Origin of the sequence: Sporomusa sp. (genome assembly GCF_035561255.1) — a bacterium.
Classification (GTDB): domain Bacteria; phylum Bacillota; class Negativicutes; order Sporomusales; family Sporomusaceae; genus Sporomusa.
Genome location: NZ_DATMXX010000337.1, coordinates 1 through 14,962, shown reverse-complemented (window position 1 = coordinate 14,962; position 14,962 = coordinate 1). Strand labels below are relative to the sequence as shown.

Sequence of the window (14,962 nt, the reverse complement as noted above, 5' to 3'; positions counted from 1 at the left end):
CACATTGGGCTATACTTTGGCAAAATTGGAATCCTCATCCTATAATTTTATATAAAAAAAAACCCCTTCTACGCAGAAAGAGCATTCCGAAAAAGATTATGTAGGCCCATGATACCGTTCTCTTGTATGTTCATACCCGCTTCTCGCAGGTGGGCATTTTATATTTATGTTTTTGCCTTCCGCTCTTAGGCGGCTTGGCAGCAGCATAACATCAAATTCCCCATGTAAATGAGTCGGTTGAACATATAAGAGGTTACGAGCACCTCAGGCATTAGTGACTTTCGACACTATGTATCTTATCATGTTCGCATCGTTAGATCAAGGATGAAAATCAGCCAAAAAACTGTTTTTTAGGCTAGTATATCAAATTCACCGGAATATACCAGTTCGACCTTGCGCGCACGCAGTCATACTTATTTGACTTTCATGAAATCGCTAGAACTCACTTTCTGCTTTTAAGTGGCGAACACAATTGAGCAGAGTAATTGTCGGTCGTCCATCATAATAATCAATTACATTTACGGCAGTATTATCCTGTCTGATACTCCAGACATGATTTAAATGAATATCCAGCATGGCGCACAGAATTGTTCCAATTGTTCCTCCATGGGCTACTACCGCTACGGTTTGACCCGGATGAGCATCTACAATTTGCTGGATAGCGGCACTTGCCCGCTCTTTTAGCTGATAAAAGGTTTCCCCGGCAGGAATCTCAAGCTCGTCCGGAGTTGTCCACAGTTTCCCCAACAGACCTGGCCAACGCTCGGAAATTTGTTCGTAAGTAAGACCTTCCCAATCACCAAACTTTATCTCCCGTAGTTCAGGAACAAGGGTAACTGTCAGGTTGTGCTTGGCAGCTATGCATTCAGCGGTCTTAAAAGCCCGGGATAAATCACTGGCATAAACAGCCTGGATAGGTTCTTCAGCCAAACGTGTTGCAACTGCCTGAGCCTGGCTAACCCCTTTATCAGTAAGAGCAATATCACTGTGTCCCTGATATTTCCGTTCCAGATTCCATAAAGTTTGACCGTGGCGCACTACTATTAGTCTGGTCATGGGTTCACCTCAACACCTGCTCTAAATGCTGGAGCAGTATTTTGTTCTGTTCATTGAGTCTAACAGCCACCCGGATGTAATAAGGAGAAAGTCCGGGGTAGTTACTACAATCACGAATTAGGATATTCCGCTCAGCCATAGTCTGACACAACCGGGCCGCTGAATGACCCGTCTGTCCTATATTGATTAATATATAATTAACAGATGGCAGATAGGGATTTATTCCTGGTAAAGCCTTAAGACTGGCAAATAATATGTTTTTTTCAGCATGTATAACGGCTCGGCTTTTATCCTGATAATGCTTATCGGCTAAAGCTGCCACGCCTGCTGCCTGTGCTAAGGAATTAACATTCCAGGGGTCCTTGGCAGCATGTAGCCTGGCCGCCAAAGCTGGCTGAGTAAGGGCAAAGCCCAGCCGCAGACCAGGGATGGCATAAAACTTTGTAAGTGAATGTAGTATTACCAGGTTATCATATTGTTTAAGCAGCGGCCGGCAAGTATATTCCCAGGCACCAGGGATAAAGTCCATAAAAGACTCATCTACAACCACTATTATGCCCGCCTGGCTGGCTGCAGCTAATAAGTGTTCAAGTTGACTGGCCGTCAATAGCGTACCTGTAGGATTATTGGGGTTGCCGATAAACACCATATCGACCCCGTTTAGACGGCTACACAGCGTGCTTACATCAACAGCAAAATTATTTTCCGGCGATAAATATGCATATTCAATCCCGGCACCGGCCGCCCTGGCCGCCCGCTCATATTCGCTAAAAGCCGGAGCGGGGATAAGTACTTTTTTAGGACGCAAGGTGTGCGTCAACACATAAAGCAATTCAACGGCGCCGTTACCGGCAGTAATATACTCACTATCAACCTGATAATAGCTGCTGATCGCTGCTTTTAGCATTACAGCCTGAACATCGGGATAATGAATCACCTGACTAACAGACTTGGTTACCGCTTCACGTATACTGTCAGCTAAACCAAGCGGGTTTATGTTGGCGCTATAGTCGAGCACGCCTGCCAACTCACTGCCACGCTCCCGTGCCCAGGCATGCACATTGCCGCCATGAACGAAACTCACGGCTTGGTTGTCAGCGCTCAATGCCATCATCTCCATTTATGATTAGTCCGCCGGAAATTAGGCGAACCGTCTTTAAATAAGTTACCTCCGGACAGGCCCGGCATATCTCCTTGATACATGCTGCGTGACCGAACATTGCGTCTGCGCTAAACAGCACACCCAATACTGTACCGCTATGAGCAGCGCAGACACCGACAGCACCGAAATCATGGCTTCTGGTTATCACTAGCTCAAGGCAAGGCTTGTATAATATCCCCTGATTAGCGATAGCACTCATAGTGGCTCCCTGCCCAATCAGCCGGGCGTTACCGGTTCTCAGACCTTGGGCTACTAACTCAACGGCGTTCACTATCTGCGGCTCTTTTGCTTTGTTTAAAATTGCCAAATCCTCGCGATGGTTAAAAGCTAACGTATCAACTTGGCCGCCGGCATCAAAAACAGCGATGTGCATTGGCGGCGGATTGCCCAGGCAGCGACGGATTTTTCCCTGCACATGGTCAAACATCATAATTCCGGGATAAAAAATACCGTCTGTTGGTTCAATTGTTAAAGCAATATCGGCAATTTCATCACATGAGAGCGTCGTAGCAGCTACAGCCAACGCCGCAGCCTGACAAGCAGCACTAATATCAGCACTACTGGAAGCCATACCTTTGCCTACCGGCAAATCGGATTCTACCGTTAACCCGAATTCTCCAGGGATTCTCAGATATTTCAATGTCTTATTTACAGCTGCCGCGGTTTTCGGTTGAGCATGGGCCATACTGCCGCCGGTAACAACTGCGACCTCAGAATACCAATCGACCGGACAGGTAATTAAAAAGTTAACCCCGTTTATTGTGCCCTGTACCAGTTCACCACATGAGCCAGGCGCTTTAACTTTAATTGTCATACAAAAGTCTGCCTTTCAGTAATTGAATCTTATTTCTTCTAAATGACAAATATGAGCAAAGCCATTAGCTCGGTCAGAGCAGTAACAGCGCCATAAGTATCCCCGGTTAAGCCCCCTAAAACATCGGCAAAATAACGTGCTGACAGTATCCCGCCCAACACCGCTACACCTGCACTAATCGATGCCGGAAGCCCCATTGGAATCACAACCACAAGAGCAACAAGTACAGCAATGATTAAAGTTTTAGGACCAGCATACTGGGCAAAAGCCTTTCCCATACCGTCAGGTCGTGCATAAGGGAAAGAGGTTATACTGATTACCATGGCCAAGCGCCCCGCTACCGGCATAATCAAAAGAGCCGTGGTAAGCATTGTCGGTGTCATATCAATAATAAGCGAATATTTTAGCAGCACCACTACGACAAATGCCACCACACCATTAGCGCCAACCCGGCTGTCTTTCATTATTTCCAGCATTCGCTCTCTGGACCGTCCTGAGAATACACCGTCAGCGGTGTCCATAAGACCATCACAGTGCAGGCCGCCGGTAAGTACTATTTCGGCTAAGATAATAATAACTGCCAGTACATGCGCTGGTAAAAACTGGCTCAGAGCATAATTGATTCCAGCCAGAATTAACCCGATAATGGCGCCAATCAGCGTAAAATATTTTACGCTGCGGCCAAAGCTCTCCGGTGACCAATCGGTCTGCTCAACCACCCGGATGCGGGTAAGAAATTGTAATCCGGTAAAAAAATCTTTCAAGCGCTAATTCCTCCACATCGAACTACACACAAACTAGGACAGCAGCCATTTTACAGCTATAGCTGCTGCAATAAACAGCATAGTCACCATATACATAATGTGAATAGTTTGTTCAATATGTACAGGCTGGAGCTCTTGTTCAGCCTCACCCATATAGGCCCGTAAGGAGGCTACTCCGCCATAATAGTTGAGGCCACCCAGCCTCACCCCAAGTGCTCCAGCCACACCGGCCTCAGAAAAACCGCTGTTGGGGCTGGGGTGTTTGGCTGCATCCCGCTTGATCGCGTGCCAGGCACCGCCGGCATCATATCTAAGTAGCGCTGCGGCGATAACAATTAGTATACCGGTAATCCTTGCTGGAATATAATTAAACACATCATCGACACGGGCAGCAGTCATGCCAAAGTCCTGGTATTTTTCATTCTTATAACCTACCATAGAATCCATGGTATTGACTGCCCGGTACAGACAAGCCAGCGGTATACCGCCTATTACGGCGTAAAACAGTGGTGATATAATACCATCGACAATATTCTCAGCCACAGTCTCAACCGTGGCGCGGGTAACCTCAGAGGTATTAAGATTGGCAGTATCACGCCCCACGATCCAGCCCACCTTATAGCGTGCCTGTTCCATATCGCCGGTATGTAGATACCCAGCGATCTCCCGTCCGGCCTCAGCCAGACTCCGGGGCGATATGGTAAAAGATAGCAATAAGGCCCCACCAACATAAACAGCCCATGGATGAATAAAACTTAAAGCTGCCATAATCAGCCAGGCTATCGCATACACGACCAAGATCACAATTGCGACAAGTACAGCACCTGCCAATTTCCTACGTCCGGGTGAATGACCGGTATCCAATAGCCCACGTTCCAGCCAGGCTATAAAATTACCGATCATGACTACCGGATGGAATACGGTGCGCGGATCGCCAACAAGACGGTCAATAGCCACTGCACCTAATGCTACATACTCTGTCATACCTACTTACCAGTGGATTCGTTCATGATACGGTAGACTAAGTCCATGTTCATACTCTGGCGGACAACATCGGCCAAACGGTCATAGGCAGCGTCTTTGCGGGCCTGAGTATTCAGCATTGTCCCTAGCGGAGCCAGACCTTTACGCACTCTCAGCGCATCAAGCACCGCCCGGCGATAGGCATCATTATCAAAAATTCCATGCATATAGGTGCCCATAACCAGGCCATCTGCAGTAACGGCGCCGTCAGACATCGCTATCTGCTCGCCGGAACGGGTAACAATCGTAAAGGCAGGGTCCACAGGAGTCATAAACTGGGTGCGACCCATGTGAATTTCATAGCCGGTCAGATTATCACCGGAATAATTAATACCCAAGAACCGGTGATTATTAGCCGCTGCCTTGACCTGATGGGTTACTTTATCGGCTTCAAAAATAGTAATACTGTCAATAAGGCCTAAGCCCATGACTTGATCAAGATCTGATTCTGTATGATCCGGGTCCTGAACCTCCCGCCCCAGCATCTGATAACCGCCGCAGATGCCAACAACAGGAGTGCCACTCTTAACCAGCTTAATAAGCTCCTGCTCATAGCCATTATTCCGAAGGTATAATAAATCTTCAGTTGTGTTCTTGCTGCCGGGCAGAATAATAAGATCAGGTTTACCGATGGCTTCTCCCTGGCGCACATATCTGACCCGCACATCACTTTCATTCCCAAGGGCATCAAAGTCCGTAAAATTCGATATTTTGGGGAGACGTAAAACAGCAATATCAATCTCTCCAGTCGTGTCTGACTGCTGTTTATCTTCTAACGATACCGAGTCCTCATCATCAATACCCAGCCGGTCAAGATGCGGGATAACCCCAAGTACCGGCTTACCGGTTTTGGTTTCAAGGAAATCCAACGCCGGTTTCAGCAAATTAATATCGCCCCGGAATTTATTAATGATAATGCCTTTTACCAAATCGCGTTCATCAGGATCTAACAGTTCCAGGGTACCGACAACTGATGCCAGTGCGCCACCTCTATCAATATCAGCAATTAGGAGCACCGGTGCCGGCGCTAGCTTAGCAATACGCATATTAACAATATCATTGTCTTTAAGGTTAACCTCAGCCGGACTGCCAGCCCCTTCTATCACAATAATATCAAAGTCATTATGCAGCCGCTGCAGACACTCGGTTACTACCCCCAGTGCCGTAAGGCTATAGCCGGAATGATATTCTTTTGCTGACATATTGCCAACAGGCTTACCCATGACAATGACCTGCGAGCAAGAATTACCGGTAGGTTTTAATAATACCGGATTCATATCAACAGCAGGTTCCAGCCCGGCAGCCTCAGCCTGGGCCACCTGTGCCCGGCCCATTTCGCCACCCGTTTTTGTCACATAGGAATTAAGTGCCATATTCTGTGATTTAAATGGCGTTACCCGCTGACCATCTTGTTTAAATATCCGGCATAACGCTGTTGTTAAAATACTTTTGCCAACATGAGAACTTGTTCCCTGCAGCATGATTGCTTTAGCCATTAAGCTCAACCTCCCTCAGACTAACGGCTATCTTTTTTAACTCAGCAGCCAGGCCGCACACTACTAAATAAACCTCGTCTGCGTATCTGGCTACTTTTTGATTGACAAGCCCGGCCACATCACGGTATTCACGGGCCAGCGCATTCTCAGGCACAATCCCGTAACCAACTTCGTTAGTAACAAATATTACATCTGAATGCCCCTGTTTAGCACTAGTAAGCAATTTATCAATGGCGCCAAGCACCGCCTGACAACGCTCTTCCCGGTCAGTTGGTGCGTCAGGCGCTAAGAGCAGATTACTGGTATAGAGGGTCAGGCAATCAAACAAGACTACATCTGCGCTTTGAACTGCCTCTGCCATAGCCAGCTCGGCCTTATAAGGCGCTTCAAAAGTTGACCAGCTTGCCGGGCGGCGGTTTCGATGAAGGGTCACCCGCTCTTTCATCTCATCGTCATATATCTGGGCAGTAGCAATATACGCTACCGCCCGGCTGCCATGGGCAGCGTAGCGTTCAGCAAAAGTGCTTTTACCGCTGCGGGCGCCACCGGTAACCAAAACAATTTTACCGGCCATGCGTTCTACCTCCCAGCCCAGTTAGGCTATACTGCGCACACTGTTCAACAAACCGGGCGGCGGCCTGCTTATTACCGGCAAAATGCATGTGCAAATAGGACGCCACCACACTGCTTGATGCATAACCACCGTTATAGATGGCACCTGTGCGCATTTTCTTAAACTCAAACGCCCAGGGAAACTCGCCTGGATCTACATCGGGAATCATCCGTGAAAAATGAAACTCGTGCCCGCGCAGGGTCGCCCCGCCGTCACATAATACATTATCATTTAAGGCTGTTGCTTCCACATAGCCTACTGTTTCAAGTTTGGACTGCATATGACATACCGCAGGAATAACCCCGGCCATATCATAAGCCTGTCCATCAAAATCCACAATCTGACGGGCCAGATACATCAGGCCGCCACACTCGGCATATACAGGCATACCTTGCTTTACGGCCTGCAGTATCGCCTGACGCATCAGGGTATTTGCCGACAATTCCCTGACAAACATTTCAGGAAAACCGCCACCAAGCACGATACCGTCCACTGCAGGCAAATGGCTATCCTTGAGGGGACTAAAGGGAATAATTTTCGCTCCAAATTCAGTCAAAATCTCAAGACTGGAAGGATAATAAAAGGTAAATACTTCGTCTTGGGCCACACCGATTCGGGCTTTAATCGCAGGCTTGTTTATTGCCCGTAATGAGGGCACAGAAAGCGGTCCTGCTGCACCAGCCAATTTGATTAATTCGTCCAATGCCACCTGCTGCGTAACCTGGTGTCCCATTTTGGCCACAGTTGCTGCGGCCTCATGCTCAGTAACCGGTGTCAGGCCAAGATGACGTTCTGGCATACTAAGCTCATTATTACGGAAAACCGCCCCAATTACAGGAATCCCCAATTTGCCCAAAGCCTCACAAACCATCAGCCGGTGGCTTTCCGAGCCAAGCCTGTTAATAATTACACCGGCCAGATTGACTTCGGGATCATACATTTTAAAGCCTAAAGCAATCGCGGCAGCACTCTCACCCATTGATTTGGCGTCAATGACCAGAACTACTGGTGCGTTGAGCATTTTTGCTATGGCCGCAGTGCTGCTGACACCAGAGCGCCCGCCATCATACAGTCCCATAACACCTTCGATAACAGCAAGGTCATTGCCTGCCGCCGTACCGGCAAATATTTCTGAAAGACAATCTGGCGGCACCAGCCAGGTATCAAGGTTATGAGCACTTTTACCACTGGCCAGCCGGTGAAAACCGGGGTCGATATAGTCAGGGCCAACTTTATATGATTGAACCTTAAGGCCACGCTCAGCTAAAGCAGACAATATACCGGTTACAATCGTCGTTTTGCCAGCACCACTACTAACCCCGGCAATAACCACCCGTGGGATATTCAATTGGCCCATACGTAATCCTCCTATCATTCGTTGCCACTGTTGTCTTGCCTTTACTGCCTGACTAAACCCGCAGACAGCCGTTATCGGCCCAGCATATACATGACCGCATTGACAGAAGCTGCTGCGATGGGACTGCCACCCTTGTTGCCCAGGACAGTAATATACGGGACAGACGAGGTAGTATGCAGCAACTCCTTGGACTCTGCCGCACCAACAAAGCCAACAGGCACACCAATGATCAGCGCCGGTTTAATATTATCTTCCTTAATCATTTTTAAAACTTCAAACAAAGCTGTTGGCGCATTGCCAATCGCCACAATAGCCCCATTAAGCTGAGCACCAAATTTACGCATAGCCGCCATAGACCGGGTAATACCTGCCGCCTTAGCCTCCTCGGCCACTGCCGGATCAGCTACCAGGCAATACGTCTGTCCGCCCAATTCAGCCAGCCGGCGCTTGTTAATACCGGTACGTACCATCTCAACATCACAAAAAATATTACACCCGGCTTTGAGCGCACTCAAACCCGCGGCAATAGCCTCTGGATGAATTTTTATAATATTAGCATAGTCCGGGTCACCGGCAGCGTGAATTATCCGCGAAAAAACCTTGACGGCCTGTTCATCTAAATGTAACCCGGCCAGGTACGGCGCAATAATCTCCATGCTGCGTGTTTCAATGGCCATCGGGTCTTTTATGTATTCCATTATATTACCTCCAGAACCATATTAATTACTTCCTCGTGGGTCAGGCACAGGTTTTTATACACAATAGCCGGTCTGCCAATAACAATAATTGGCAAACCCAGTTCCATCGCGGCTGATATTTTAGTATCAGCACCGCCGATTGTACCACTGTTTTTAGTTATAACAACCTCAGCAGCATATTCCTTAAACATCGCTGCATTAAACTTGTGGGAAAAAGGCCCCTGTATGGCGACAATATCACCGGGGCTAAAACCCAGTTCAATACACTCAGAAATAACCTCAGGCTGAGGCAACACCCTCGCAATAATCCGGCATTTGGCCAATAACGGCTCATATTTAAATAATTTAAGGGTACGGCTGCCGGTGGTCAGGAAGATTACCTGCCCCAAACCGGCGGCAATCTTTGCCGCCTCGCCAGCATCACCGGCCAGATATAGACCTTCATATTCATCAGGAACACTTACCGCAGACCGTTCATACCGGATGTATTTAATACCAGTGGCCTCACATGCCGCCATCGCATTTGTTGAACCATTAACGGCATAGGGATGGCTGGCATCAATAATAGCCTTAATCCCCTGGGCATCAATCATTTCCTGCATATCTGCTATTGTCAGTTGTCCGGCATAAACACTGAGACCTGGTGATTCAGCTAGACTGCGGCCATAATCACTGATTACCGATACAATGACCTGATAACCTGCGTTAGCCAAACGTACCGCCAATTCCCGGCCATCAAGCGTTCCTGCCAGCACTAAAATCATAGCCGATAGCCCCTCGGGGTTACCATTTTACCGTCAGCTACATATGTCTGGCTGTTGCCGATGAGAACCAGCGAAAACATGTCGATATGTTCATTAGTGAAATTATCAAGGGTCGATAAGGTCATATCCTCTTTGGCTCTGGTAGCATGATGCACGATACCGACAGGGGTATTAGGCCCACGGTGTTTTAACGTAATCTCGCGCACAGCCTCAATCTGACTTGTTCTTCTGATACTTTTTGGGTTATAGATAGCAATAACAAAGTCGCCAGCCGCCGCCATCTCTACCCTTTTCTCAATAATCTCCCACGGGGTTAGCAAATCGCTTAAACTGATAACCGCAAAATCATGCATTAACGGTGCTCCCAGGACAGCGGCAGCAGCACTGACGGCACTGATTCCAGGAATCACAACGACTTCAGGCTGAACAGTTGCAGGATACTTGCCAACAAGCTCAAGCACCAGACCCGCCATACCATATACGCCGGGATCACCGCTGGAGATAACGGCAACCTGTTTTCCACTCATGGCCTGTTCAACAGCTGCCTGACACCGGTCAATTTCCTGCATCATCCCTGTACCAATTGTGGCCTTGCCTGCTAACAAATCTTGTATCAGGTTTAAGTATGTATCATAGCCAACAATAACCTCGGCACTCTCAATGGCCTGACGAGCCCGGGGCGTCATATCGATTAAACTGCCTGGTCCTATTCCCACCACCGATATCTTACCGGCGCAATAGCAACAGTTACTTTGGGATACTTGGTTTTGGGCAACAGCAGACTGCTGCTCTGCCCTGTTAGAATTGCTGCTGGTTCGCATACATTTCCCACTCCTATCGTTTCATTAACAAAATCAGATAATGATAATTTATATTGTTCAATACATCGTGCAAGCTGCTCATTGGTGAAAAACTCAATTGGCACATCCAGCTGCTCGGCAGCAGCCAGCAACCCAATCTCATCTTCCTTAACAACAGTGCTTCCAATAACTGCAACACTCTTAAAACTGCGGCCAGCCTCTCTGCAAGCCTGTTTAATGGCGGTCATAACCTCGCCGCCGGTAGCTCCGCGGCGACAACCAACACCAACGGCTAAGCTGCCTGGGCGTAAGTAAAGGTGTGGCTTATCAATATTGAGTTCCCTGTCGGTAATGATTACCGCGGCATCATAGCTCTCCGCGCAAGTAATCTCATCAATATCTACCAGCACAATCCCCTGTTTCGCTGCCAACCCCATATAATGCTGGTACCCGGCCAACGCCTTATCAATGAAAAACACGACCCGGTCACCATTAACTATCGCCGCATTGATCATCTTTAAGGAAGGAAAAGGTTCGATAGCCAGCTCAAGCTTGACTGCCAGCACGTCAGCGGCCGGCAGGTTGGCAGTATCAGTGGCAGTGGTAATAACCGCCGTAGCGCCGGTAGCCATACTTATCAGCCGGGTTAGATCATTTGCACCGCCAATATGACCGGATAACAGGCTAATAGCAAAATTACCACCGTCATCCATGACTATTACAGCCGGATCAAGCCTTTTGTCCCTGACATATGGTGCAATAACCCTCACCACAATGCCTGTCGCCATGATAAAAACCAATCCATCATAAAGTGAAAATATTTCATGGACTAACTCACTCAAACTGTCATACGTGTGCGGTGAATCAATCGGGTTACGCCCTGACTTTACATATATAGCAACATTAGAACCTAAGCGCAACGCCAGGCGCTCCGCCAGCTGGGCCCCTTGATTAGTCACTGAAATGACTGCCAGTTTCACAACCTACTTAGCCTCCTGTGCCTGCCTGAACATATGTCCAAACTCGGGAGCATACAGTCGCGACAACGCGTAATCTGTACTCAAGACCTTGCCCACCACAATCATGGCTGTGCGGTCAATGCTGCTTTCCCTCGCAATTTGCGCAATGGTGGCCAAAGTGCCGCGGAAAATCTTTTGATCAGGCCAGGAAGCCTTTTGGACAATGGCTACAGGCGTTTCGTAGGTATACCCTCCATCCACAAGTTCCTTAACCACATTATCCAGCATATGGACACTCAAAAAAATACACATCGTTGCTTCATGGCTGGCCAGTTTAGCCAGTTTTTCCTTTTCCGGAACAGGCGTACGCCCTTCCAGGCGGGTAATAATAACCGTTTGCGACACATCGGGAAGGGTATATTCCTGCTTTAAGGCAGCCGCTGTAGCCAGGAAAGAACTCACTCCTGGAATAACCTCAAAAGTAATATTTTTGATCACCAGCGCATCCATTTGTTCCTGGATGGCGCCATAGATGCTGGGGTCACCGGTATGGAGCCTAACTACCAGCTTATTTTCTTTAACACCTGCATCCATCACCGCAATGACCTCATCCAGAGTCATTGATGCGCTATTATAGATAGCTGCACCATTTTTAGCCAGCGATAACAGTGCCGGGTTTACCAATGAACCGGCATAGATAATAATATCAGCCTGCCCTAAAAGACGCTGCCCTTTAACTGTTATGAGTTCAGGATCGCCCGGGCCGGCTCCAACAAAAAATACATTCATTCATCTTGCTCCCTTCTTCTTAGCTGCTCTATTGCTTCAACAGCTACCCCTCTTTATTACACGCAATTATATAAATCGGATTTAACGCTTTAAACATATTACTGGCACCCACCTGCTGGATTCGGGTGACCTGGACACAACAAGCCTCGACGCTATACGCAGACCTTTGCCGCATGTTGCTGAGTGCGGTAGACAATGTCTCTACAGTAACAGCCGTTATGATGAGTCTGCCACCCGGTTTGAGCAGCTTGTCAGCACACCCGAGAATTTCAGGCAGCTTACCGCCACTGCCGCCGATTAAAATAACATCAGCTGCCGGTAATCCGGCGAGAGCTTCGGGTGCAGCCCCCAGCCTGGCCTCAACATTTGCAGTCTTAAATTTAGCGGCATTAACCTGTATTAGATCAAAACCCTCCGGTTCACGTTCAATAGCAATTACCCGGCCTTCTTTAGCCAGCAAAGCAGCTTCTATCGACAACGAACCAGTACCGGCGCCAATATCAATAACCGTATCACCAGACCCAATCCCGGCTTTGGCTAATGTTAATATCCTGATTTCCTGCTTAGTCATAGGAATGTCGCCCCGGACAAACTCGCTGTCCGGAATGCCTATCCTGTGGTTCATGCTTTCACCACCATTACACTATGCTCAAACCCGGGGGTTCCGGTCGTCTCGGCCAAAGTCAGCGCAGCCACTACCTCATTATCATATGACAAATTGCTGCACAACCATACACAGGCATTGTCCGGCCACCCCTGTGCTAACAAAATGCCGGCAATGTGGGACGGGTTGTGCTGGGTATCAGTTAAAATCCCTAACTTGTGTCCTGGCCGGTATCTGAGCACATCGTCAGCCGCCTTGCGGCCATGCATGCTGATTAATGACGCATCCTGCCAGACCTCAGCCAGCCGGGCAAACGCCAGCTGCACCGAACTAATGCCGGGAATAACCTTGATACGCTCAGCAGCGAAATGCCCCCTAAGAGCAGCCAGCATACTATAAAATCCCGGGTCACCCGACACCAGCACAACCACATCCTGACTTGCCAGGTGACACTCGATAAAATCAAGTACCCCTTTAATATCTTTATCAATAATCCTGGTAACCTGGTTTGGTGTTCCAAAGGTATCAAGCGCCCGTTTGCTGCCCACCAATACTTTGGCCCCGGCAATGGTCCGGCTGGCGACTGGCAGTATATAATCAGGCGAACCAGGACCAATGCCTACGACAACTACCCGATAGGTATGTTCCATCCTAAATGGCCTCCAATTTCCCTGGCGTTCTGATCAAGCCCCAGTATATCTCCCTTCAAAGTCACAATCACTGTCCCTACAGTTAAATCGCCAAACACATAACGCATAGCCCTGGCACTGGCCCGCTCAGCCAGCACATCATATACAGCAGTCATGTTATAACGGGCAATAATCGGCATGACAGCCTCAGTCGTAGTCGAGGCCAGTACCTCCTCAATAGCTGCCTGCGGCGCACCGCCAGCCGCCAGATAGGCAGCCAGTGTCTCCAGCCGGGCATCAGCCATCCGGTTATGGGTGTGGAATATTCCAGCCGACACCTTAACTATTTTGCCCAGATGGCCAAACAACAGCACCCGGCGCATGTCATACTTAACAGCATTCTCTAACATATGGCCGATAAAGTTACTGGTCTGGACAACAGCTGCTGCCGGGATACCATAACGATTAATCGCAATATCCTGACCAATTTTGCCAGGGGCAAACACGATCTCATTATATCCCAACGCTTGTACCACACTAATTTGCGGGACAAGCGAATTCTTAAACGCTTCCTCTGACATGGGTTCAACAATACCGGTAGTACCGATAATTGACAAACCGCCGGCAATCCCGAGTATTGGATTAAGCGTCCGGGTTGCCAGCTTTTCCCCGCCAGGAACAGAAACAGTCACTATTGCACCTTTTCCTGGCGGCAGGCAATCCTCAACAGCCTTTGTAATCATAGTACGCGGCCCGGGGTTTACCGCCGGTTCACCGACAGGCATGGCCAACCCTGGTTTAGTCACTGTCCCCACGCCTTCACCGGCTTTTATAATGACCCCTGGTTCCCCGGTAACGATGACCTCTGCCACAATTTTAACACCATTAGTAATGTCCGGATCATCACCGGCATCTTTAATCACCCAGGCAATACCGCCGCCAGTGATCACATAGCTCCCGACCACCGGCACAACCAGTGTCACCCCCTGCGGCGAAATAACCTCAACGGCGGCGGCATGCTGCCCCTGCCAGACCATAACTGCCGCCTTAGCCGCTGCGGCTGCACACGTTCCGGTAGTAATTCCCTTACGCATCGGTTTATCAGACAATAAAAAACCCCCTTGAGCAGGGGGTAAATACCAAACAATAAATTTTTTGCCTGATTATTGTACCCACACCTGCCTATCTCCCGTAGGTCCTAACGGCATGTGTTAGAACAGGCAGGTCTCCTGACTCTGGTTCATCGCACACCTAAGCCTTCCCGGTTTCCCAGTGGCACAAATTAAGCAGCATTCCCATTACAGTGGCGGGACCGTGCCGGTATTACACCGGACTTCCCTATTAAGCATGATGCACCCATTCCCTATACCTATCAAATTATTATTTACTATAATTCCATATATTTATGTTTTTTCCTGCTGATAGGTCGAATAA

15 protein-coding genes, 1 other RNA gene, 1 pseudogene and 1 riboswitch are annotated in these 14,962 nt (G+C 48.6%); all 17 genes and pseudogenes read right to left on the bottom strand.

What is annotated here, in order from left to right; genetic code table 11:
- Window positions 1-99: 99 nt before the first annotated feature.
- A non-coding RNA gene (ssrS, locus tag VN379_RS18850) (6S RNA) lies at window positions 100-274 on the bottom strand.
- A 161-nt stretch (window positions 275-435) separates the two neighbouring features.
- On the bottom strand, window positions 436-1,056 hold the full coding sequence (gene cobC / locus VN379_RS18845) for an alpha-ribazole phosphatase (RefSeq protein ID WP_325536662.1): 621 nt from the start codon (window positions 1,054-1,056) through the stop codon (window positions 436-438).
- Window positions 1,057-1,060: 4 nt separating this feature from the next.
- A complete protein-coding gene (gene cobD / locus VN379_RS18840; RefSeq protein ID WP_325536660.1) occupies window positions 1,061-2,161 on the bottom strand; it encodes a threonine-phosphate decarboxylase CobD in 1,101 nt (366 codons plus the stop codon).
- A 529-nt stretch (window positions 2,162-2,690) separates the two neighbouring features.
- A pseudogene (locus tag VN379_RS25200) lies at window positions 2,691-2,903 on the bottom strand (GHMP kinase); the annotation flags it as partial.
- Window positions 2,904-3,070: 167 nt separating this feature from the next.
- Window positions 3,071-3,796 (bottom strand): adenosylcobinamide-GDP ribazoletransferase, encoded by a 726-nt coding sequence (cobS, locus tag VN379_RS18830; protein WP_325536656.1) that lies wholly within the window; start codon window positions 3,794-3,796, stop codon window positions 3,071-3,073.
- A gap of 33 nt (window positions 3,797-3,829) precedes the next feature.
- Window positions 3,830-4,780 (bottom strand): adenosylcobinamide-phosphate synthase CbiB, encoded by a 951-nt coding sequence (cbiB, locus tag VN379_RS18825; RefSeq protein WP_325536654.1) that lies wholly within the window; start codon window positions 4,778-4,780, stop codon window positions 3,830-3,832.
- Between the two features lie 2 nt (window positions 4,781-4,782).
- Window positions 4,783-6,315: a cobyric acid synthase gene (locus VN379_RS18820; RefSeq protein ID WP_325536652.1), complete on the bottom strand. Its 1,533-nt coding sequence runs from the start codon at window positions 6,313-6,315 to the stop codon at window positions 4,783-4,785.
- Window positions 6,308-6,889: a bifunctional adenosylcobinamide kinase/adenosylcobinamide-phosphate guanylyltransferase gene (cobU, locus tag VN379_RS18815; protein ID WP_325536650.1), complete on the bottom strand. Its 582-nt coding sequence runs from the start codon at window positions 6,887-6,889 to the stop codon at window positions 6,308-6,310. The genes VN379_RS18820 and cobU overlap by 8 nt, the downstream gene beginning before the upstream one ends.
- The gene (locus VN379_RS18810; protein ID WP_325536648.1) at window positions 6,879-8,285 is read right to left on the bottom strand and encodes a cobyrinate a,c-diamide synthase; all 1,407 of its coding nucleotides are present in this window, start codon (window positions 8,283-8,285) and stop codon (window positions 6,879-6,881) included. The genes cobU and VN379_RS18810 overlap by 11 nt, the downstream gene beginning before the upstream one ends.
- 71 nt (window positions 8,286-8,356) lie before the next feature.
- Complete coding sequence (locus VN379_RS18805; RefSeq protein ID WP_325536646.1) at window positions 8,357-8,983, bottom strand: precorrin-8X methylmutase; 627 nt, start codon at window positions 8,981-8,983, stop codon at window positions 8,357-8,359.
- Complete coding sequence (gene cobK, locus VN379_RS18800; RefSeq protein WP_325536644.1) at window positions 8,983-9,747, bottom strand: precorrin-6A reductase; 765 nt, start codon at window positions 9,745-9,747, stop codon at window positions 8,983-8,985. Before cobK ends, VN379_RS18805 begins: the two co-directional genes overlap by 1 nt.
- The gene (gene cobJ / locus VN379_RS18795) at window positions 9,744-10,433 is read right to left on the bottom strand and encodes a precorrin-3B C(17)-methyltransferase (RefSeq protein WP_325536642.1); all 690 of its coding nucleotides are present in this window, start codon (window positions 10,431-10,433) and stop codon (window positions 9,744-9,746) included. The genes cobK and cobJ overlap by 4 nt, the downstream gene beginning before the upstream one ends.
- A gap of 20 nt (window positions 10,434-10,453) precedes the next feature.
- Window positions 10,454-11,527 (bottom strand): cobalt-precorrin 5A hydrolase, encoded by a 1,074-nt coding sequence (locus tag VN379_RS18790; RefSeq protein WP_325536640.1) that lies wholly within the window; start codon window positions 11,525-11,527, stop codon window positions 10,454-10,456.
- Between the two features lie 3 nt (window positions 11,528-11,530).
- Entirely contained in the window at window positions 11,531-12,295 is a 765-nt protein-coding gene (gene cobM / locus VN379_RS18785; RefSeq protein ID WP_325536638.1) for a precorrin-4 C(11)-methyltransferase, read from the bottom strand.
- Window positions 12,296-12,338: 43 nt separating this feature from the next.
- Complete coding sequence (gene cbiT / locus VN379_RS18780; RefSeq protein WP_325536636.1) at window positions 12,339-12,920, bottom strand: precorrin-6Y C5,15-methyltransferase (decarboxylating) subunit CbiT; 582 nt, start codon at window positions 12,918-12,920, stop codon at window positions 12,339-12,341.
- Window positions 12,917-13,549 carry a precorrin-6y C5,15-methyltransferase (decarboxylating) subunit CbiE gene (gene cbiE / locus VN379_RS18775; RefSeq protein ID WP_325536634.1) on the bottom strand — a complete coding sequence of 211 codons (633 nt, stop codon included), beginning with the start codon at window positions 13,547-13,549 and terminating at the stop codon, window positions 12,917-12,919. Before cbiE ends, cbiT begins: the two co-directional genes overlap by 4 nt.
- On the bottom strand, window positions 13,528-14,622 hold the full coding sequence (gene cbiD, locus VN379_RS18770; RefSeq protein WP_325536664.1) for a cobalt-precorrin-5B (C(1))-methyltransferase CbiD: 1,095 nt from the start codon (window positions 14,620-14,622) through the stop codon (window positions 13,528-13,530). The genes cbiE and cbiD overlap by 22 nt, the downstream gene beginning before the upstream one ends.
- 108 nt (window positions 14,623-14,730) lie before the next feature.
- A riboswitch (cobalamin riboswitch) is annotated at window positions 14,731-14,903 on the bottom strand.
- Window positions 14,904-14,962 lie beyond the last annotated feature (59 nt).